The organism is Longimicrobiaceae bacterium (assembly GCA_035696245.1).
Taxonomy (GTDB): domain Bacteria; phylum Gemmatimonadota; class Gemmatimonadetes; order Longimicrobiales; family Longimicrobiaceae; genus DASRQW01.
Window position 1 is genome coordinate 1 of the sequence record DASRQW010000270.1, and the last position, 20,038, is coordinate 20,038.

Here is a 20,038-nt window from a genome sequence, read left to right on the forward strand (position 1 = left end):
GAGCGCGTGGTGCTGGGCGTCGACCCCGGCTACCGTACGGGCTGCAAGCTGGCCGTGGTGAGCCGCACGGGCGCGCTGCTGGAGACGGGCCACATCTACCTGCACCAGGAGGACCGCGCCCGCCGCGACCTGGGCGCCATCATCGCCCGGCACGGCGTGGAGCTGGTGGCCGTGGGCAACGGCACGGCGAGCCGCGAGACGGACAAGCTGGTGAAGGAGGTGCTGCGCGAGATCCCGGCGGAGAAACGGCCCGTGTCCGTGCTGGTGAACGAGGCGGGCGCGTCGGTCTACTCCGCGTCGGAGATCGCGCGCGAGGAGTTCCCGGAGCTGGACCTGACGCTGCGCTCGGCCATCTCCATCGCGCGCCGCCTGCAGGATCCGCTGGCGGAGCTGGTGAAGATCGACCCCAAGTCCATCGGCGTGGGCCAGTACCAGCACGATGTGGCGCAGACGCGCCTGAAGCGGCGGCTGGACGAGACGGTGGAGAGCTGCGTGAACCACGTGGGGGTGGAGGTCAACACGGCGTCGCCCGCGCTGCTGGCGTACGTGGCGGGCATCGGCGGCACGGTGGCGCTGCGCATCGCCCGGCACCGCGACGAGGCGGGGCCGTTCCGGTCGCGCGCGGACCTGCTGAAGGTGGCCGGCCTGGGCCCGAAGACGTTCGAGCAGGCCGCCGGCTTCCTGCGCGTCCGCGGCGGCGCGCACCCGCTGGACGCGTCGGCCGTGCACCCGGAGCGGTACACGCTCGTGAAGCGCATCGCCGAGGACCTGTCGGTGGGGCTGGACTCGCTGGTGGGCAACGAAGATGCGATCCGCCGCGTGGAGCCGCGCCGCTACGTGGACGGCGAAGTGGGCCTGCCTACGCTGGAAGACATCCTCTCCGAGCTGCGCAAGCCCGGCCGCGACCCGCGCGACGCCTTCGAGGCCCCCGCCTTCCGCGACGACGTGCAGGAGTTCACCGACCTCCGCGAGGGGATGACGCTCCAGGGCACCGTAACCAACGTGGTTGCGTTCGGCGCGTTCGTGGACGTGGGAGTGCACCAGGACGGGCTCGTCCACGTCTCCCAGCTATCCGACCGCTTCGTGCAGGACCCGAACACGCTCGTGAAGCCCGGCGACCGCGTGACCGTCCGCGTCGTCTCGGTAGACGTCCCCCGCAAGCGCATCGCCCTCACCATGAAGACCGCGGCCGGCGAATCGGGAGATGCGCGGGCGGCGGGGCAGGGCAGGCCCGCAGCGGCGGCGAGCGGACCGCAGAAAGGCTCGGGAGATGCGCGGCGGGGCGGCTCACCCGCAGGAAAGGGCAGCGCCACGTCCACGAGCAACCCGCAGAAGCCCAAAACAGCACCGGCCCCACCCGCGAAGGTGGAGCCGGGCGTCGCCGCGAACGGCATGCGCATCACGCGGCGGTGATCGGAGCGGTAACGTGTTGTGTCGATCTTGACCGCTCGCTGTAGCCTGAGATTCTCGGACGTAGCTTCTAAGGTGTGAACCCGTACGAGACCATACAGCCGAAAGTACCGGGCATGTCGTACTTGAACTGCCTGGGGAACAGCGGATTTAAATTGTTCCCGGGCCAGAGACATGCCCTCGAACCTGAATTGTCATTCGGCGCCTTCCCTATGTACCTAGGAATTGGGCGCTTAATCCTTGAGGGTACGTCCAGCATCTCATAGATCGCACCCATATGAGTAGCGCGCTCCCTTGGCCTAGGTGGTCCGTTTGCTCCGCGAACCGGAACGTGGCGGAAATACAGTTGAATTGTATCGTTTACCGATCTGGCTGTCAGACCCATTGTATCCGCGGAGTTCCCATTAAGCTTGTGGAAGACTAGATGCAACACCGAGTCAGCAACGTTGTCGACCTTCCACTCGACGATGCTAGGAAAGACCACTCGGGCATTATCCAACTGTGACTCGTAAAGCATACAGGTGGTGTCAATACCACCAGAGTTGAGTGTGATGCGGGAAACAACTTTGGGGCCAGGATTCAAGCCAAGATGATTGCTCTTTACGTTCTGTTTGGTCTGCCTCGAGAGGTTTCCTCCCTGCGGTACTGGCTTGGTCATGGAAGAGTTGGCAGAGGCGGTACCGATCTCCAGCGCCCAACCTGATATGTCATGGTAGCAGATCCCATCCTGTGGGTTTGGACAATTCGCTTCCACGATTCCTATTTCGGCCTTGTGTCGTTCTGCAATACGTGGGAATAGCAGATGAGCTGGTAGAAGGCGTTGGTGACTGGAATCAGTCGCGAGAAGAATCAATCCAGTCATCTTGATCAGCACGATAGTCGGCCCTGGACCCATCAGAGTGTCCCTTTCTCAGGAGGAGCTAGTTTCAGGCACGTTCAGCGACCTTGTTATATTTGAGCCTCTTACCCTCATTCGTCGTACCGAAACCCTGCCCAAGCAGCAGGCGCGTGTAGGGCGGAATCCGGTGCGCGGAGGAGCGCAAGTTGTGCCTTCCGGAGGGCGGAAGGCCCGTGGGCGGTGCTCTGATAGGCATGGTGGAAGCTGGTCATGAGGAGGGATGTGGAGCGGTCGTCCACGTCCCAGGTGCTGCCGATGACGCCGTGAGCGCCGGCGGCGAGGAGGGCGCCCGCGAGGCCGGTGAAGCCAGCGGCGCGGCTACGGCCGGAGCGGACGGTGCGGCACGCGGAGAGAACGACCAGGCGGACGCCGTGCAGGTCGAGCCGCGACAGCTCCGCGGCGGTGAGCTTGTCGGCGGGGTCGGTTCCCGGCTCCGGCGCGAGCAGCAGGTACGAGCGCTCGGGCCGCGCATCGTCGAACACGGCGTGGCCGGCGAAGTGGGCGATGCTGGATCGCGGTAGCTGCGACAGGACGGCCCGGCGCGTCGCGGCTGCGCCAGCGAGCACGTCCGCGTTCGCGTAGCCCGTGGAGATGGCGCGGACTTCGTCGTCGGCGTGGCTCAGCCGGTCGAGCGGGTACTGGCGAGCGTCGAAAGCGGGATCGGCGACGAAGAGGGCAGGGCGTGTGGGAGCGGGACGCGACGGGCGATTGGCCTCTGCGAGGCTGACTGCGAAGCGGAGCGGGTGGTCTTCGATGAGGTAGCGCCGGGTCCGCCGGTCGTGCAGCGCGGCGAAGGGAACGGCGGCGAGAACGCCGTCTGCGACTACGAGCATGGACGTTTCGCGGGCGCCCAGCCGTGCTTCGACCGGGCGGACGAGCAGGTCGTAGAGCTCGGACAGGGCTGGGCGGACCTCGTCCTCCGTTGCGCGGTTCTGGAGGCGGGCTTCCAGGCGGTTGATGGTGCGCGCGAGCCCCAGCGTGTCCACCGGCGTGCGGGCGACGGTCACTCGATCTCCCGACACGGTCCACGCAAGCAGGGTATCCGCCACGAGGGCGTACTCCACCGCCACCTCGCCGGGCCGGGTGCGCAGGGCGGCGTCGGTCGCGGACGGAGCCGGGCCGGCGGGGGCGAGCGAGGCGCGGGCGCGGTCCATGTGGCGCAGCGCCTCGGCGGTGCGGCCGTGGGCGAGGTCGAGCATGACGATGCGGTCGACAACGGTGCGGGCTGCATCGAACACGGCGGCGCGGTGCGGCTCGATGCGGATGGATGCGCGGCGTTGCTCCAGGACGTGGATCACGGTTTCCAGGCGGGCGGCCGCTCCGGCTTCGTCGCCGAATGCGAGCCGCGCCTCGGCAGCGCTGACGAGGAGCGGGAGCCAGCGGAACGGGAGCTGGATCCTCTCGAAGTGTGCCGCGGCCGAATCGAGCGCCAGCGCTCGCTTTCGTGCGTCCGTGCCGGGTGAGGCGATGGCGGCCGCGCCGTGCAGCTCGCCTTCGGCCCAGGCGCGCGCCTCCTTCACCCGGATCGTACCGAGCAGGCGTCGCGCGGCTTCCAGATCCTGCTTTGCGCGGGCGGTGTCGCCGAGGAATGCGAGCTGCCACGCACGCTGAAGCCGCGCTTCGGCGGCGTAGATCGCATTGCCTTCGCGGGTGGTGACGCGCACGTCCTCGTCTTCCATGGCCGCGGCGGCGCGCGGCAGGCCGTCGTCGGCGGCGACGCGGGCGGCCGAGAGCAGCAGGCTGTGCAGGCGGACGGACGAGCGGTACGGACGCAGCCGGCCCAACGCGCGGTGCACCTCGGCGTACCCGGAATCCGGCTCGCCGAGGACGAAGCGCGAGTCGGTAGCGACGGCCAGCGCCGCACCCTCGTTCTCCCGCTCGCCGGCACGTGCGAAGAGCCGGGCCGATGCGCGGGCGGTCTCCAGCGCCTGCTCGTATCGCTCGGCCTTCGCCAGCGTGTTGCCGTAGGACCAGCGTGCGCGGGCGGCCAGGGCGGGGTGCCGCACCGTGTCGGCCGCGGCTACCGCCTGCCGCAGCAGATTCAGGCCGAGCATGCGATTGCCGGTCTGGACCCGGCCGGTCGCGCCGTACATGGCTGCCCACGCGCGCAGCACGGGTGAGCCCGCGGCCGCATCGTAAGCGGCGATGAAGTGAGGCAGGCCGCCGCCGAAATCGGCGGCCGCGAGGCGGGCTCGTCCCGCGCCGTACTCGCGGTGCGCACGCGCGAGAGCTTCCGTGCGAACCCGGCTGCCGGCCGCCGCACGGATCGCGCGGACCTGGTCGGCGAGCCCGGCATCTCCTCCGCGGCGGGTAGCCAGCGCCTGCCCAAGCGTGGCGGCTCGGCCGAGCAGGGCTGCGGCTCGTGCCGTATCACCCGTTGCGACCGCTTCGCCCCAGGCGGGCAGGAGCGCGTCCATCCCCAGCTCCCGCGCGCCCTGCGGCTCCGCCAGCGCGTAGCGCGCGAGGTCATTCGGCGGCGCGTCCAGGCGTGGCGGCGGAGCCGGGCGGGGGAGGGCGTGGAGGGCCGCGATGCGCCGCCGTGCATCGCCCGCCCAGGCGGAGGACGGGTCCGCGGCCAAGTAAGTCCGCCACGCATCTCCCGCCGCCTCCTCCAGGCCGAACCGGTCCAGCGCCAGTGCCCGGTCGTAGAGCGCGGCGAGGTTCCGCGGCTCACGGTGCAGGGCGCCCTCGGCCGTCTCGTACGCTTCCAGCAGGTCGCGCGGCGCCTGGGTCCGTTCCGCGCGCACGATGAGCGCACCCGCCAGGTCGGCGAGCGCTGAAGCCGGGGACGCCTCCAGCTCGGCTGCCCGGCGCAGGGATGCGATGGCGGAGTCGAGCGCGAGCCCGCGCGGATCGTTCGCGGCGAGTCTCGCGAGCGCGCTCTGCTGGACGGACGCGGAGTCGCTGGCCCGTGCGGCGAACGCCAGCGCCAGCGTGTCATTGCGCGAGGCCGGGCGCAACGGCGGGCAGGTCGCGACGGGAATCGTGCCGAATTGCGGGATCCGTTCGGCGCAGGGGCGGAAGACGGGCGCCGCCGAAAGCCGAGCGGCTACGGCCGGCGAGGCTTCGAGCGCCGCGACGAGGTCCGCGGGCAGGGAGGCGGCGCCCGGCTCGCGGACGCACGCTGCCAACCCGGCTAAGAGGAGGACTCGCGCGGGAAAAGGAAACGGCCGGAAGGTGATTCGGCCTTCAACGTCGTTGCGGGCCATGGCCCCAGGTAGGAGAGATCGTCCTCGCGCATCGGCTCAGTGAGCCAATCTTGGAGTTCGACCGCAAGCTGCGCTGGCGAATGCCTTCTGGACAAGTGTTTTGTTTCGGGGATGGCTGTTTCGGTGCGATGGGCCAGCGGAGATGGGCCCTTGACCTCGCGATGGGAGATGCTGCTGTTGAGGCGGCAGGGCGGCGCCGTTATCTTTGGCGCGCTGCACGTGAGCCGGTAGCTCAGCTGGTAGAGCACTGGACTTTTAATCCAATGGTCGTGGGTTCGAGCCCCACCCGGCTCATTCGTCCCCAAGTCGATGCGAAAGCGCGGCTTGGGGATTTTTTCTTCGTGCACATGCGTTTGGACACGGCGGCTGATGCGGGGTTGTCCGAGACGGGGGCGCTCTCTCAATCCGTGGGCAGCGTGGACCAGCGGTAGATGCCGTCCGGAGCGCGCCAGAGGGCGACCACGTGGCGGCGGCGCGCGTCGTAGGCGAGTTGTGCGTCGCCGGGGCCGATCTCGCCGGCGCGGGCGATGACGTGCTCGGGAGATGCGCGGCCATCGATGACGGTGAACGCGGTGAGCTGGGTGCGGGGCACGCCGGGGGTGGCGTAGCGGAGCAGGAGGTGGATGCGGCCCGCGCCGTCGGGCACGGCGGAGATGCGCAGAGGCACCCCGCCGCGCGCGCTGGGAGGCGTCACGTCTGCCGGAGGGCTCCAGTGCACCCCATCTGCCGACTGGGAGGCGTAGACGGCTTCGGGGTTCACGGAGCCGTCGGTGTCCTCCAGCCAGAAGAGGTGCCGCACGCCGCGCGCGTCCACCACCAATTGAGGATAGTGCGAGTAGCGGCCCGGGCCGTAGTACGCCTCGCGCGACGGTGCCCAGCGGCCGTTCGTGTCCATCGCGCGCACGAAGACGTCGTTCACCGCCCGCGGCCGCTCGCGCGACACTCGCTCGCCGATGTACGCCACCTCCAGCGGCGCTCCCGCGGCGGAGGCGGAGAACGCCATCATGTTGCCGTCGTGGTCCAGGTAGCGCGGCGTGCCCGCGCGTTCGCCGCACAGCGAGAGGCTGCCGAAGCCGCGGCCCTGGGGCGCGTACAGCACCTGCACGTCGCCGCGTGCGTCGGTCGCGGCGGCGAGCCAGCGGACGTTCATGCCGGAGCCGCTGGGCTCGCGGTACAGCACGCGTGGCGACGACCATCGGCCGCCGTGCATCACCCGCTGCACCAGCTCCGTGGGCACGTCGCGCGCGGCGGCGGTGCCGGAGTGCGCGTACCAGAGCACGTGGACGTCTCCGTCGCCATCCACCGCGATCCGGGCGGGATCCGTTAGGCCCAGCGTCTCCACCACGGGCTGCGGCGCGGACCAAGTGGTGTCGTCCAGCCGCGCGTACTCCAGCGCGTCCGCGCGCCCGTCGCGGTCGCGGTCCAGCGCGAAGAGCGCGTGCAGCGTTCCCGCAGGGTCCACGGCCACGGACGCCAGCATCTGCCGCCCGCTCTTCCCCAGCGCACCGGAGAGCGCGAGGGCTCTGTGCGGCGCGGACCAGCCGGAGGCCACCGGCGCAACATTTCCCGTGCGCTTTGGCCTGGCGGCGGGCGTGGCGGAAGTGTCGCGCGCCTCGGCGTCGCCGCATGCGGAGCCGGATGCGAGGGCTGCGGCGAGGACGAGGCGATTCAGCAGGACGCGGCGTTCCATCGTGATCGTCTGTACCGGATTCGGGAGATCGAAGGTCTGCGGAAAGAGACCGGCGCGGCCCGGGTGGGCCGCGCCGGCGTGGGATGCGGCTCAGTAGCAGAGGCGGCCGCTGCTGTAGAACGTGTCGGAGGCCTGCGTGTTGCCGTCCACGCTGTAGCCGACCGCCGAGTAGAACGTGTGGTCGCCGTCCAGCTGCCACACCCACGTCTCGCTGGTGGGGTAGGTGGCGTAGCGGGTGATCCAGATCGAGTAGTGGTCGCCCCACGTGGTGCCGAAGCCCGACGTGCTGGCGGACTCGAACTGCTGTGGCGTGGCGTTGCAGCCCTGCGAGCCCTGGCCGCCCACGCTCTTGAAGTGGGAGGTGAGGGCCATGTTGCTGATCCCCTGGTAGTTGTCGGACCACGAGTTCATCTCCACCGACTTGGTGCTGCCCGACGTGGAGCCGCCCACGTCGTCGCCGTAGTCGTACGTGGCCATGGGACGGGCCGGGCGGATGCACTCGCCGTCCACGTAGCAGATGAAGCGCGCCTTGGGCGGGGCGGAGCGGATGGTGCGGGCGTGCTGCGGCGCCGCGCCGGTCCCGTTGGAGATGGTGACGCTGGACATGTCGTACAGCGACTGGGTGTCGCGGGGCGACACGGGAGAGGCGTCGGAGCACGCGGCCATGATGGCGGCGGCGGGGACCAGCATGGCGTAACGGACGAAGCGCATGGGGTGTCCTCTTGAGGTGAAAGCTGGGCTTGTGCGCTCCCGCGGATGCGGAAAGCGGAGAAGAGAGGTTGCCAGGGGTCGACGTCCCGGCGGTGCCGCGGCGGAAACAGACGAAGCACGCCCCGTGCCGCTCTCTCTGCGCCCTTAGTCACTGCGAAGGAAACGTGGGTTCCCATGCGGTTCTGCGCGTCGTCTCGTCGGTTGCGCTGCTCTCGTTACGAATGATGTGGGGTCTGAAGTGAAGAAATGTTTTCGCGGACAGGAAACATTTGATGCTGGTTTTCCCTTCGGTCCGCGTAGGATGCTCATCTTCCTCACCCCCCGAGCCGGCCGGCTCGGCTTCCGCCTGGCGGTGAAGGTGGACGTGGATGAAGCGGATGAGCCGGTGAGCGGGGAGGCGAGGAGCTGCGCATTTTCCGCCACCGGGCGGAGCGTCGAGCTTGCGCGTGCCGATGCGGATGAGCATGATGATGGTCTGCCCCGTCCGGCCGATTCGCCGCCTCGTTCCGCAGGAGCCTACCGATGCAGCACGCGCGCGAGCGGGTAGATGCACCCGGGGGCAGGAGTGCGCCCGTGAGGAAGGAAGCGGCGCAGGCACCGGCTGGACGGGTTTCGCCGCCGGGCGGTGCGGCAGGAGCGGGGATGCTGCATCCGCGGGAGGTGCTGGGGATGCAGCGCGCCGTGGGCAACCAGGCGGTGCAGCGGCTGCTGGCGGAGCGTTCGCGCAACGGGGAAGGGAAGGAACCGCCTCGGAGCGAATCTCCCGTGGCGGAGGTGGCCGCTACCGGCGCCTCGCCGGGCGACGTGCAGCGCAAGGTGGGATTCGAGCTGGAGATGTCGGTGCTCACCGACATCGGCGGGGCGGACCCGGGCTACGGCGTGAAGCTGCACGAGGGGCGCAACTTCGACGTGACGGTGGACCACAACACCGCCCTGAAGCCCATGACCGAGAAAGCCGCCGCGAAGCAGGACGAGAGCGGGGTGGCGGCTCCCTACACCTCCATCATCGAGCTCGTCACGAAGCCGATCGACGAGACGGCGCCGGACGGGGCGGCACGTTTCAACGAGGTCTCGCTGGCCGTCCTCCTCTTCGCGAAGAAGGTCCGCGCCGCCACGCAGGGCTTCGACCACCGGGTGCCGCTGGACGAGGTGGTGCCGACGGCCATGGAGGGCGCGCACGTGGGCTTGGACACCGCGCGCCTGGAGATCGCCAACCTCCAGGCGCTCGACGCGAACATCCAGGCCACGGTGGGCGTGGACCCGGCCCAGGCGCCGGCCCTGCTCACGTACATGGGCTCCGCCGTCAAGCCGGAAACGCCCCCACCCTTCCTCCAGGACGTCACACCGCGCATCTCGCAGGAGCAGGCGAAGGCCGCCCAGCTCTCGAGCTGGGTCGTCGGGAAGTTCAAGGAGAGGTACGACCTAGAGGACTCGGTCGAGAACCAGGGGTTCGCCAACCTAGGCGGGCTGCTTTCGTTCGTGGTGCTCTATCTTCGCGCGGCAGCCCTGTGGAGCCACTGGAGCGAGACGCTGGGCGACGTGGCGCCGATCGACGCGATGAGCAAGAAGAACTTCACGCCGCTGCTCTCCCACACCGACCTCGGCTCCCTCAAGGGCGCCACCCTGACGCCGGACGAAGAGCTCGAGCTGATGGGGAGGACCGGGTGGCTGAGCACCGCGATCCTCCTCGCCGGCCGCAGCAACCTCGGGTTCGAGGTGAACCAGAACCTGCCCATGCTGAAGTGGGGCTCGGCGGCCCGGATCGGGCCCACGCCCGGCGTCTTCGTGGGCAACGTGCTCGCCGGGCGGGCAGACGGGCTCACCGCGGCGATCCTGCCCGAGCCCAAGCGAAAGCCGGTGGAGGCCGTCGGTCCCCGCGTTCCCACCGACCCAGTCGTCGCCCCGCGCATCGAGATGGCCAACGGCCTGGGGCTGGAGGAGTGGGAGGGTGCCGAAGAGCTGGGCCTGGAGCCGGAGCCGCCGGACGACGAGCGCCGGCGAGGCGCGGTGGTGGAGTTCCGCAGCCTTGCGAACAGGCTCCCGGGGCTCCAGAGCAAGCTCGGCGCGTCGAAGTTCCCGGTGAACGCGTGGGAGGTGCTGCTGTCGGACGTCTTCTACACGGTCCGCGAGCTGAGCATGCGTGGCGGCGACTCCCCGGCGTACAAGAGGAGCCGCGCCAAACGGCCGGGCTGACGCGCTAGGCGGCGCCTCGTTCCGAGGCTTCGTTGTCCCCGTCGAACCGCACCTCGCGTGTCCGGCGGGATTTCGCCGTGTGCTGGGTCCGCTTACATGCCGGCTTCCGGAGAGCCGTTCCGCGCCACCCGTCCTACCTTCCTGCGGCGCTTCACGTTATGAAATTGCGTCTCGTCCGGAGCTTCTTCCCGGAGGGGAAATCGGGCTGTCGCCAGGTTGACAGATCAGGGCCCGGGACGCATGTTCCTGGCGTCAAACGTAAAAAGAGTCGGATTCGGTGGGTGTCTTCTCCGGCACCCGCGGCACACGCGTGGAGGCTGGATGAAGCTGGAGGGGGCACGGGCGCTGGTGACGGGCGCCGCGCGCGGGCTGGGCTATTGCTTCGCGGCGGAGCTGGTGCGGGAAGGCGCGTCGGTCGCCGCGGTGGACGTGAACGGCGCGGCGCTGGGCGAGCTGGAGCGGGAGTGCGCGGGAATGCCGGGAACGCTCGCGTGCATCGCCGGCGACGTGGCTGACGAGGCGTCGGTGCGGGGCTTCGTGCGCGAGGCGGGCGAGCGCGTGGGGCCCGTCAACGTGCTGGTGAACAACGCGGGCGTGCTGCTGGACGGCCTGCTGGTGCAGGAGGAGGGCGGCTGGGTCAAGCGCCTCCCCGAGGCGCAGTGGAAGCGCGTGCTGGACGTGAACCTCACCGGCCCGTTCCTGGTGGCGCGCGAGGTCGCGGCGGCCATGCTGGAGCGTGGCGAGGGCGGCGTGATCGTCAACCTCTCGTCGGTGTCGCGGGTGGGGAACGAGGGGCAGTCGGTGTACGCGGCGTCCAAGGCGGGGCTGGACGCGGCGACGCGTACCTGGGCGCTGGAGCTGGCGGCGCACGGCATCCGCGTGGCCGGCATCGCGCCGGGCGTGATCGACACGCCCATCCTGGAGAATGTGTCGGAGGCGGCGAAGGCCCACCTTCTGTCCCGCATCCCCCTGGGACGATACGGGACTCCCCACGAGGTCTGGCTGGCCCTGCGGTTCATCCTCGAGTGCGACTTCTTCACCGGCCGCGTGCTGGAGGTGGACGGCGGCGCGTCTGCCTGACCGCCGCGCATCGGCCGCTCCGCATCTCCCCCGCAGTCGAAGTTTCCCGATCGCATCGCATCCGAACGACACCGGACGAAACGCATCTTCCGAACGCTCCGCATCTGCCGAATCCGCGCGCATCTCGTCGGGTGATCTGGAGATGCGTGGGTCGGGAAGATGCGCGGCATCTTACGGAATCGATCCTCAGGCGCGGGGTTGGACAGGTACGTTTCACGACGGGCCTTGACGGGCGCGCCGCGGTATAGCATCCTTCGTACGAAGCTCTTCGTACTTACTCGCGAGGGATGATCCGCATGGCCGACACCGAGCTGCCCCTGCCCACCGATTCGGAGCTGGCGATCCTCAACGCGCTGTGGGAAGGCGGGCCCGCCACCGTGCGCGAGGTGTCCGACCGCCTGGAGCGCGCCCGCCCGGTCGCCTACACCACCGTGCTGAAGATGCTGCAGATCATGCACCAGAAGGGCCTGGTGCGGCGCGACGAGACGCAGCGCAACCACGTGTACGCCGCCGTCGCCCCGCGCGACCGCACGCAGGACCGGCTGATCGACCACCTGTCCGCCCGCGCGTTCGGCGGGTCTGCGGAGCGGCTGATCCTGCGCGCGCTGGACAGCACCCGCGCCACGGCCGAGGAGCGCGAGAGCATCCGCTCGATGCTGGCCGGGCTGGCGGACGACGACGCGGAGGAGACGGCATGAACGCGCTCCTCGATCCCTTCCGCGGGCCGGTGTTCCAGGCGCTCGGCTGGGCGCTGGTGCACTTCCTCTGGCAGGGCGTGATCGTGGCCGTGGTCACGCGCACCGCCCTCGGCGCGCTGCGTGGCGCATCTTCCAGCACGCGCTACCTCGTCGCCTGCGCGGGCCTGCTGCTGATGGCCGCGGCGCCCATTGCGACGACGCTCTCGGTCTATCGCGGCGGAGATGCCGACGCATCGGCCGGATTTTCGACGGATGCGCGGCCGTTCACAGTGGGTGTGGCTCCGGCGGGCGGCAGCTCGTCCGGCGTGACGCCGTCGCAGTCGGTGGATGCGGCGCCTGGAAGCGTGCCGGACGGCTTCGCGGACGGCGGGGCGCGGGGGTGGTTGGAGCGCGCGGCGGAGGGCGTGCGGCCCTGGCTGCCGCTGGTGGTGCTGGCGTGGATGGCGGGCGTGGCGCTGGGCGCGGTGCGGCTCGCGGGCGCCTGGCTGCACCTGCGCCGCCTGCGCACGCGCTGGACGAGCGAGGTCGCGCCCGCGTGGACCGCGATGACGGAGCGCCTGGTGGGGCAGATGGGCATCCGCCGTCCCGTGCGCCTGCTGGAGAGCGCACGGATGCAGGTGCCGGCGGTGATGGGCGCGCTCAAGCCGGTCATCCTCGTTCCCGCGGGCCTGCTCGCCGGCCTCTCGCCGCAGGACGTGGAGCTGATCCTGGCGCACGAGCTGGCCCACGTGCGGCGCCACGACTACGTGGTGAACCTGCTTCAGAGCGTGCTGGAGACGGTGCTCTTCTTCCACCCCGCGGTGTGGTGGCTGAGCGGCGTGGTGCGCGACGAGCGCGAGCACTGCTGCGACGACGCGGTGGTGGGCGCCACCAAGCAGGGCAAGCGCTACGCCCGCGCCCTGCTCGCCGCCGAGGAGCTTCGCGCCACGGGTCCGGGGCCGATGCTGGCGCCCGCGCTGGGCGGCGGCTCGCTCTACCGCCGCGTGCGCCGCATCGTGGCCCCGGCGGGCGACGTGCCCACCGGCGGCGGCGTGGGCCCCGTGGTGACGGTGCTGATGATGGCCGGCCTGCTGGTGGGCGGCACCCCTCTCGGCGCCTCTGAGCGCGCCGCCGCCACGGGTGCCCAGGCGCTGGCGGCGGACACGACGGGCGAGCTGGGGCTCAAGTGGGCCCAGGCGCGAGCCCGCGCGGCGAGCGAAGGCTGGGTGCGCGGCGTGTGGATCGGCTACGCGGTGAGCCGCCGGGGGATGGACGTGGACGGCGTCCGCAGCAACAGCGACGGCGAGGGCTCGGGCACCGAGGAGACGTTGAGCACGGTGCTGGCCCGGCCCGGCGGGGGCGTGGTGCGGATGGGCGACCTGCCCGTCGCCACCCAGGTCGTGCTCCTCTTCCGCCTGGGCGGCGGCGGCGACGCGGTGCCGCGGGTGATGAAGATCCGCACGCCGGAGTCGCCCGCGGACCTGGACGACGCGCCGCTCATGTGGCTGGGCACCGCGCCGGACGGCGAGAGCCTGGCGCTGCTGCGCGACCTGTACGCCAGCACCGGCCCGGAGGTGCGGCGAGAGATGGCGGCCGCGGCGTCTCTGCACGGCGAGGGTGCGGGCGCGCTCGCCTTCGTCCGCACGGTGCTCGACACCGAGCCGGTGCCGGAGGTGCGCGCCCAGGCGGCGTACTGGCTCCAGTACCAGCGCACGCACGGGGCGATGGCGCTCATGGAGCGCACGGCGCGCCGCGACGCATCCGTGAAGGTGCGCGAGGAGGCGGTGACAGGCATCGCGAAGACCGCATCTCCCGAAGGCTGGCGCGTGCTGGCGTCGATCGCCCGTACCGCGCCGTCGGCCGCGACGCGCGAGGAGGCTGGGGATTGGCTGCACCGCGAAGGCCCCGGCAGCGAGAACGACCAGGAGTAGCCCGCCTCGTCCAGCCGGCTCCACCGACGACGGTCGGCGGAGCTTCGTGACGGGTGATGAACGGCAGGGATCGCTCCGCATCCCCGCGGATCGACGGTTTTCGCATCAGCCGTGAACTGGCGGGCAGGCGACGGGTGAAGGCGGGACGGTAGATGCGGACCGGCCGCGCATCTACCGACCGCCCATCCCGATCTACCAAATGACGATTCGGTCGATGCGATGCGCATTTGCGGATCGGCATCGATCGACAGATGAACGGCAGACGGCCCGCCGCGGCTGGTGCGCGGCGGGGAAGGGACGTCGCGTGCTTGGCGGCGGAACCGAAGGGACCAACCGTGCCGCGGACGTGCCCACGTGGCGCGGCGACGACGAGCAGGCGGATCACCGGACAATCGGTGCGGACGCGCGAGACCGCGCGCCGCGCCTCATCTCACGAACTCTCTCCACCGCACTTTCAGGAGCTGCGACCGATGTCTTTGAAGCGAGCCGTTCCGCCGCTGGCGGTCCTGCTGGCGCTGGCGGGCCACGCGAACGCCCAGTCCGCCCCCGCGCCCAAGGCTGCCGCCGTCACCGCGCCGCAGGTCGTGCTTGGCGCCACGCGCATCACCGGCGCGGCGCCCACGATCGACGGCAAGCTGGACGACGCGGCGTGGCAGCAGGCGCCCGTGGCGACCGGCTTCGTGCAGCGCGCCCCCAACGCCGGCGCGCCCGGCAGCGCCCCCACCGAGGTGCGCGTGCTGTACGGCGGCGACGCGGTGTACGTGGCGGCGCGCATGCACGACCGGCCGGACTCCATCGCCGCGCAGCTCTCGCGGCGCGACGACGGCAGCACGTACTCGGACTGGATGTACGTGATGCTGGACAGCGACGACGGCAACCGCTCGGCCTACGTGCTGGGCGTGAACCCGCGCGAGGTGCAGCAGGACTTTATCATGGAGGAGGACGGCACGCAGGACGCCACGTGGGACGCGGTGTGGCAGGTGCGCACCCGCGTGGACTCGGCCGGCTGGACGGCGGAGTTCCGCATCCCCCTCTCGCAGCTCCGCTACGACCCGCACCACACGGTGTGGGGCCTCAACTTCCAGCGCACGATCGCCCGCCGGGAAGAGGACGACTACTGGTCGCCGATCCCGCCGGACGCCGCGGGCTTCATCTCCCGCTTCGGGCAGCTCGATGGCCTGGTGGGCCTGGGCTCGCCCACGCGGCTGGAGCTGAACCCGTACGCCACCTCGCGGGTGACGCGGGCGCCGGGCACCTCGACGGACCCGTTCTACTCGCGCAACTCGCCGTCGGCCTCGGCCGGCGTGGACATGCGCTATGGGCTGACGCCCAACATGACGCTGACCGCCACGGTGAACCCGGACTTCGGCCAGGTGGAGGCGGACCCGTCGGTGGTGAACCTGACGGCGTTCGAGACCAGCTTCCCCGAGCAGCGCCCGTTCTTCGTGCAGGACGCCCGCATCTTCCAGTTCAAGCTGGGCGGCAGCGCGGGCCAGCTCCTGTACAGCCGCCGCATCGGCGCGCCGCCGCGCGGCTCGGTGCCGGGTGACGCGGCGTTCGCGGACGTGCCGGAGCGGACGACGATCCTGGGCGCGGTGAAGCTGTCGGGGAAGACGTCGAACGGGTGGCGGATCGGGGTGCTGGACGCGCTCACGTCGCAGGAGGACGCGCGCTTCACCACGGTGGACGGGACGCGCGGCAGCTCGCCGGTGGAGCCGCTGGCCAACTTCGGCACGGTGCGGGTGATGAAGGACCTGAACGGCGGCGCCAGCGGCCTGGGCGCCATCGTCACCACCGTGAACCGCCGTATGCAGCCGGGGCTGGAGTTCCTGCGCTCGTCCGCCGTCGCGGCGGGGATGGACGGGCGGCACCGCTTCGGCGGCGGCAACTACGAGATGAGCGGATATCTCGTCGGCAGCAACGTGCGCGGCAGCACGGAGGCCATCACCCGCACGCAGCGCAGCTCGGCGCACTACTTCCAGCGGCCCGGCGCGGACTACCTGGGCGTGGACAGCACGCTCACGTCCCTCTCGGGCGTGATCGGCGACCTGGAGCTGAAGAAGATCGGCGGCGGGAGCTGGACGTGGGAGACGGGCGCACGGGCGCGCTCGCCGGGCCTGGAGATCAACGACCTGGGCTTCCAGAACCAGACCGACCGCATCGAGGAGTACGGCGGCCTGGGCTACTCGCACTACAAGGCCGGCTCGGTCTTCAAGAACTGGTACCTGCACGGCTTCCAGCGCATGCAGTGGACGTTCGGGCACGAGCGGGTGCAGACGTACCTGAACGCGCAAGGCAGCTTCCAGCTCCTCAACTACCAGGGCGGCAGCGCGCTGGTGGAGCGCTACCAGCCCGCCATCTCCACCAGCGAGCTGCGCGGCGGTGCGTCGCTGAGGACGCCGGGGCAGACGGCGCTCACCCTCTCCGCGTTCGGCGACCGGCGGCGCAAGGTGACGTGGAGCGTGCTGGGGTATGGCGCCCTCGAGGACGGCACCGGCGGCAACGCGCTGACCATCGCCCCGGCGCTGGAGCTGCGGCCCTCGCCGCGGATGGAGCTGTCGCTGGAGCCCACGCTGGCGTGGAACACGGTGCCTGCCCAGTTCGTGGACCAGGCCGACGACGACGCGGGGGTGCGGCACTACTACTTCGCGCGGCTGGCGCAGACCACCACGGCGCTCACCGCCCGGCTCAGCTACACCTTCACGCCGCGCCTGTCGCTCCAGTACTACGCGCAGCCCTTCATCTCCGCCGGCCGCTACTCGGCCGCGAAGGAGGTGGCGGACCCCGCGGCGAGAAGCTTCGACCAGCGTTTCCGCCCGGCCACGCTGAGCGAGCAGCCGGACTTCAACTTCAAGGCGTTCAACTCCAACGCGGTGATGCGCTGGGAGTACCGCCCGGGCTCCACGCTGTTCGTGGTGTGGAACTCCGCCCTCCAGCAGACGGCCGCGGACGGCTCGTACGACCTGATCCGCGACTCCAGCCGCCTGTTCCGCTCCGACGGCACCAACGTGCTGCTGATCAAGCTGAGCTACTGGCTGGGCCTGTAGCCCGCACGACCGCGCCGAGCGCCCGGCCTCCGCCGAAAGGAGGCCGGGCGCTCCCGTGTCCCGCACCAACCCCCCCTCGCTCGTCCTCCCGCCCTTACGTTCCTACGCATCGCAGGGTTCGCGGGAATGCGTAAGTCCGTTCCGCGCGAAAGGTTGCGTCGGGCGCGCATCGCGAACACACAATATACGACAGCAATGGTACACATCCCGTTGACACGGAACCTCCGCCGTTGTACTTTGATGCGTCATTCACAAACAGTCTGATAACGTACCTCTCCTCGCCTGTTCCCTCACATGCCGCAGGTAAGCCGTCCCGTGCTCCAGGACCCGTCGTTCCGCAGCGTTCGCCTTGCAGGCGCGCGCGCGGAGCGGGTTTGCAGCCGGCCGGCCGGACAGCTGCACGGGCGCCCCACTCCACCCCCGAGCCCACTCACCTGAAGCTGAATGCCGGCGCCCGCCAACCCCACCGCACACCTGACAACTCCGCTCCTTTCCACGCAGTCCCCGGCGCATTCGCCGCGGACGCCGGGGACGGCCTGCACGGTGAACCCGCACCTGGTGCTGCGCTTCGCCGCGCCCGCCCCCGTGCGCACCATCGCAATCGCCGCGGAAGATGTCATCGGCCGCTACGTCGCTTCCGAAGCCGGCGGCGGGGGCGTGCGCGTGCAAGTCGTTGCGGCATCACGCATTGACTCGAATAACCCGGCCGATGTCGCGGCAAGTGAGCACGCGGTGACGCTGGAGATGGCCCGCGAGCTCTCCGTGCGTCCGTTTTCGGCAGTCGCGAGTCCCTTCCGCGCCGCCATCTCGGCACGCGTGAACGGGTACGCGGTGCTCGTCGTCTGCATCGAGGAATCAGCCGCGGGGGATGTAGACCTGGACGCGCTGGCGGACGGCATCTCCGTGCGGTATCGGGAGATGGCCGGCGGCCGATCGAGCGCCGAGGGGTCGGCGGATGGGCGGGTAGCGGTCGAGCGGGTGGAGCTGGTGACCGCGGATGAGGAGCGGGAGCTGGTGGATGTGTGGAGCGGCGCGGCGTCCGATGATGCGGGGCCGACGCTGCACGCGCGCTTCGAGGCGCAGGCGGCGCGGACGCCGGACGCGCCTGCGGTGCGCTACGAGGGCGCGACGCTCACGTACGCGGAGCTGGACGAGCGCGCCAACCGGCTCGCGCGCCACCTGCTGCGCCTGGGCGTTGCGCCCGAGGAGCGCGTGGGCGTGCTGCTGGAGCGCAGCCTGGACCTGCCGGTGGCGCTGCTGGGCATCCTGAAGGCGGGCTGCGCGTACGTGCCGCTGGACCCCGCGTATCCCGCCGAACGCATGGGCTTCCTGCTGGCGGACGCGGGCGTGCGCCTGCTGCTCGCGCACGACCGCCTGCTCGCCTCGCTCCCGCCGCACGCCGCGCGCGTGGTGCGCATGGACGCCGACGCGGCGCTGATCGCGGCCGAGGACGACGCGCCGGTCGCATCCGCCGCGAGCGGGGAGAGCCTGGCGTACGTCATCTACACGTCGGGCTCCACCGGCCGGCCGAAGGGAAGCCTGGTGCCGCACCGCGCCATCCCCGGCTTCATCGGCGCGTACTCCGAGAACGCCGCGACGGCGGAAGATGCGCGGCCGGAGACGTGGCTCCAGTACGCGTCTCAGTCGTGGGACGGGATGACGCTGGAGCTGTGGACGCCGCTGCTGCGGGGCGCCCTCTGCGTGCTGTACCCTGCGGCCTCGGAAGATGGGATCAGCCCCGCGGGCCTGCGCCGCGTGATCGAGGCGGAGGGCGTGACGGCGTTGTGGATGACGTCCACCTTCTTCAATCTCGTCGTCGACACCGAGCCCAGTGCGCTGGCCGGGCTGCGCGTGGCGATGGCGGGCGGCGAGGCGCTGAGCGTGGCGCACCTGCGGCGGGCGCGCGAACGCTTCCCGGCGCTGCGCCTGGTGAACGGCTACGGCCCGTCGGAGTGCACGGTCTTCACCACGACGCACGAGTTCGCGCAGAACGAGGAGATTCCGGCCGTCGTCCCCATCGGGAAGCCCGTGGGCGACCGGCGGTGCTACGTGCTGGACGCGCGCATGCGGCCGGTGCCGGTGGGCATGGCGGGTGAGCTGTACGTGGGCGGCCCCGCCGTTCCGCGCGGGTACCTGGACCGCCCGTCGCTGACCGCGGCGGCGCTGGTGCCCGATCCGTTCTCAGCCGAGCCGGCGGCGCGGCTGTACCGGACGGGCGACCGGGTGCGGTGGCGTGCGGACGGCGCGCTGGACTTCCTGGGTCGCATCGACCAGCAGGTGAAGATCCGCGGCTTCCGCATCGAGGTCGGCGAGGTCGAGGCGGTGCTGGCGGAGATGCCCGGCGTGCGCCAGGCCGTGGCCGTCGTGCGGGAGGATGCGCGCGGCGACAAACGCCTCATCGCCTACGCCGTTGCGGATGCGTCCGTGGACGGGAAGACGCTGCGGGATGGGCTCGCGGAGCGGCTTCCGGCGTACATGGTGCCGTCCGCCGTGGTGGTGATGGATGCGCTGCCGGTGACCTCCACCGGCAAGGTGGACCGCCGCGCGCTGCCCGAGCCCGCCGCGTCTGCCGAGGGCGAGCGGGTCGCGCCTCGGACGGAGACGGAGCGTACTCTCTCGCGCATTTGGGGCGACGTGCTGGGGATTGAGTCGCTGAGCATCCGCGACGATTTCTTCGCGCTTGGCGGTCACTCTCTTCACGCCACCCAGATCACATCTCGCGTACGCGAAGTCGTGAAGATTTCCCTGCCGATGCGCGCCCTTTTCGATGCGCCCACGGTGGAAGGGCTCGCGCTGGAAGTCGACCGGCTCGTGGCGGCCGGCGGGACGGCGGAGACCGCATCTACGGTAGATGCGAAGCTGCCGGTCCTCCCCGTGTCGTCCGGCCAGCAGCGGCTCTGGCTGGTGGAGCAACTGGCGGACGTGGGGCCGGCGTACAACATGGCGCTCGGCATCCGCATCCGGGGCTCGCTCGACGCGGCGGCGCTGGACCGCGCGCTGGCGGAGATCGCGCGGCGGCACGAGACGCTACGCACCGGCTTCACCACGGTAGACGGGCGGCCGAAGCAGGTCATCCATCCCCCGCTCGCGTCCGTGGTCGCCACCGTCGAACTCTCGCACCTGCCGGCGGATGCGCGCGAGGCGGAGGCCGGGCGGCTGACGATGGAAGATGCGACGCGGACGTTCGACCTG

At 70.8% G+C, this 20,038-nt stretch carries 11 protein-coding genes and 1 tRNA gene; 8 read left to right on the forward strand and 4 right to left on the reverse strand.

The features are described 5' to 3' along the window. On the forward strand, positions 1-1,413 hold a 1,413-nt coding region (locus VFE05_12500; GenBank protein HET6230885.1), incomplete at its 5' end, for a helix-hairpin-helix domain-containing protein. Between the two features lie 966 nt (positions 1,414-2,379). On the opposite strand, the gene VFE05_12505 is transcribed toward VFE05_12500, so the two are convergent. Then, entirely contained in the window at positions 2,380-5,268 is a 2,889-nt protein-coding gene (locus VFE05_12505) for a CHAT domain-containing protein (protein ID HET6230886.1), read from the reverse strand. A 470-nt stretch (positions 5,269-5,738) separates the two neighbouring features. Between VFE05_12505 and VFE05_12510 the strand changes: the two genes are divergently transcribed. Next, a tRNA-Lys gene (locus VFE05_12510) sits at positions 5,739-5,811 on the forward strand. Positions 5,812-5,917: 106 nt separating this feature from the next. On the opposite strand, the gene VFE05_12515 is transcribed toward VFE05_12510, so the two are convergent. The 3 genes from VFE05_12515 to VFE05_12525 form a co-directional block, all read right to left on the reverse strand. Next, positions 5,918-7,207, reverse strand: a complete 1,290-nt coding sequence (locus tag VFE05_12515) for a hypothetical protein (GenBank protein ID HET6230887.1) — start codon at positions 7,205-7,207, stop codon at positions 5,918-5,920. 90 nt (positions 7,208-7,297) lie between these two features. Further along, positions 7,298-7,918: a hypothetical protein gene (locus VFE05_12520; protein ID HET6230888.1), complete on the reverse strand. Its 621-nt coding sequence runs from the start codon at positions 7,916-7,918 to the stop codon at positions 7,298-7,300. Between the two features lie 148 nt (positions 7,919-8,066). Then, the gene (locus VFE05_12525; GenBank protein ID HET6230889.1) at positions 8,067-8,384 is read right to left on the reverse strand and encodes a hypothetical protein; all 318 of its coding nucleotides are present in this window, start codon (positions 8,382-8,384) and stop codon (positions 8,067-8,069) included. Between the two features lie 176 nt (positions 8,385-8,560). Between VFE05_12525 and VFE05_12530 the strand changes: the two genes are divergently transcribed. The 6 genes from VFE05_12530 to VFE05_12555 all read left to right on the forward strand — a co-directional run. Continuing rightward, positions 8,561-10,111 carry a hypothetical protein gene (locus tag VFE05_12530; protein HET6230890.1) on the forward strand — a complete coding sequence of 517 codons (1,551 nt, stop codon included), beginning with the start codon at positions 8,561-8,563 and terminating at the stop codon, positions 10,109-10,111. A 321-nt stretch (positions 10,112-10,432) separates the two neighbouring features. Further along, positions 10,433-11,191: an SDR family NAD(P)-dependent oxidoreductase gene (locus VFE05_12535; GenBank protein ID HET6230891.1), complete on the forward strand. Its 759-nt coding sequence runs from the start codon at positions 10,433-10,435 to the stop codon at positions 11,189-11,191. A gap of 296 nt (positions 11,192-11,487) precedes the next feature. After that, a complete protein-coding gene (locus VFE05_12540; protein HET6230892.1) occupies positions 11,488-11,889 on the forward strand; it encodes a BlaI/MecI/CopY family transcriptional regulator in 402 nt (133 codons plus the stop codon). Continuing rightward, a complete protein-coding gene (locus tag VFE05_12545) occupies positions 11,886-13,799 on the forward strand; it encodes a M56 family metallopeptidase (GenBank protein ID HET6230893.1) in 1,914 nt (637 codons plus the stop codon). Before VFE05_12540 ends, VFE05_12545 begins: the two co-directional genes overlap by 4 nt. A 470-nt stretch (positions 13,800-14,269) precedes the next feature. Next, positions 14,270-16,846, forward strand: coding sequence for a DUF5916 domain-containing protein (locus VFE05_12550; protein HET6230894.1), 2,577 nt, complete (start codon positions 14,270-14,272; stop codon positions 16,844-16,846). A 543-nt stretch (positions 16,847-17,389) separates the two neighbouring features. Beyond that, a partial coding sequence (locus VFE05_12555) for an amino acid adenylation domain-containing protein (GenBank protein ID HET6230895.1) occupies positions 17,390-20,038 on the forward strand: 2,649 nt, incomplete at its 3' end.

Excerpts from the sequence above, each read along its gene's own strand:
- VFE05_12525 (HET6230889.1), bottom strand. The coding sequence starts at position 8,384 with ATGCTCATCCGCATCGGCACGCGCAAGCTCGACGCTCCGCCCGGTGGC.
- VFE05_12540 (HET6230892.1), top strand. The coding sequence starts at position 11,488 with ATGGCCGACACCGAGCTGCCCCTGCCCACCGATTCGGAGCTGGCGATC.
- VFE05_12515 (HET6230887.1), bottom strand. The coding sequence starts at position 7,207 with ATGGAACGCCGCGTCCTGCTGAATCGCCTCGTCCTCGCCGCAGCCCTC.
- VFE05_12520 (HET6230888.1), bottom strand. The coding sequence starts at position 7,918 with ATGCGCTTCGTCCGTTACGCCATGCTGGTCCCCGCCGCCGCCATCATG.
- VFE05_12530 (HET6230890.1), top strand. The coding sequence starts at position 8,561 with ATGCTGCATCCGCGGGAGGTGCTGGGGATGCAGCGCGCCGTGGGCAAC.
- VFE05_12545 (HET6230893.1), top strand. The coding sequence starts at position 11,886 with ATGAACGCGCTCCTCGATCCCTTCCGCGGGCCGGTGTTCCAGGCGCTC.
- VFE05_12535 (HET6230891.1), top strand. The coding sequence starts at position 10,433 with ATGAAGCTGGAGGGGGCACGGGCGCTGGTGACGGGCGCCGCGCGCGGG.
- VFE05_12550 (HET6230894.1), top strand. The coding sequence starts at position 14,270 with ATGTCTTTGAAGCGAGCCGTTCCGCCGCTGGCGGTCCTGCTGGCGCTG.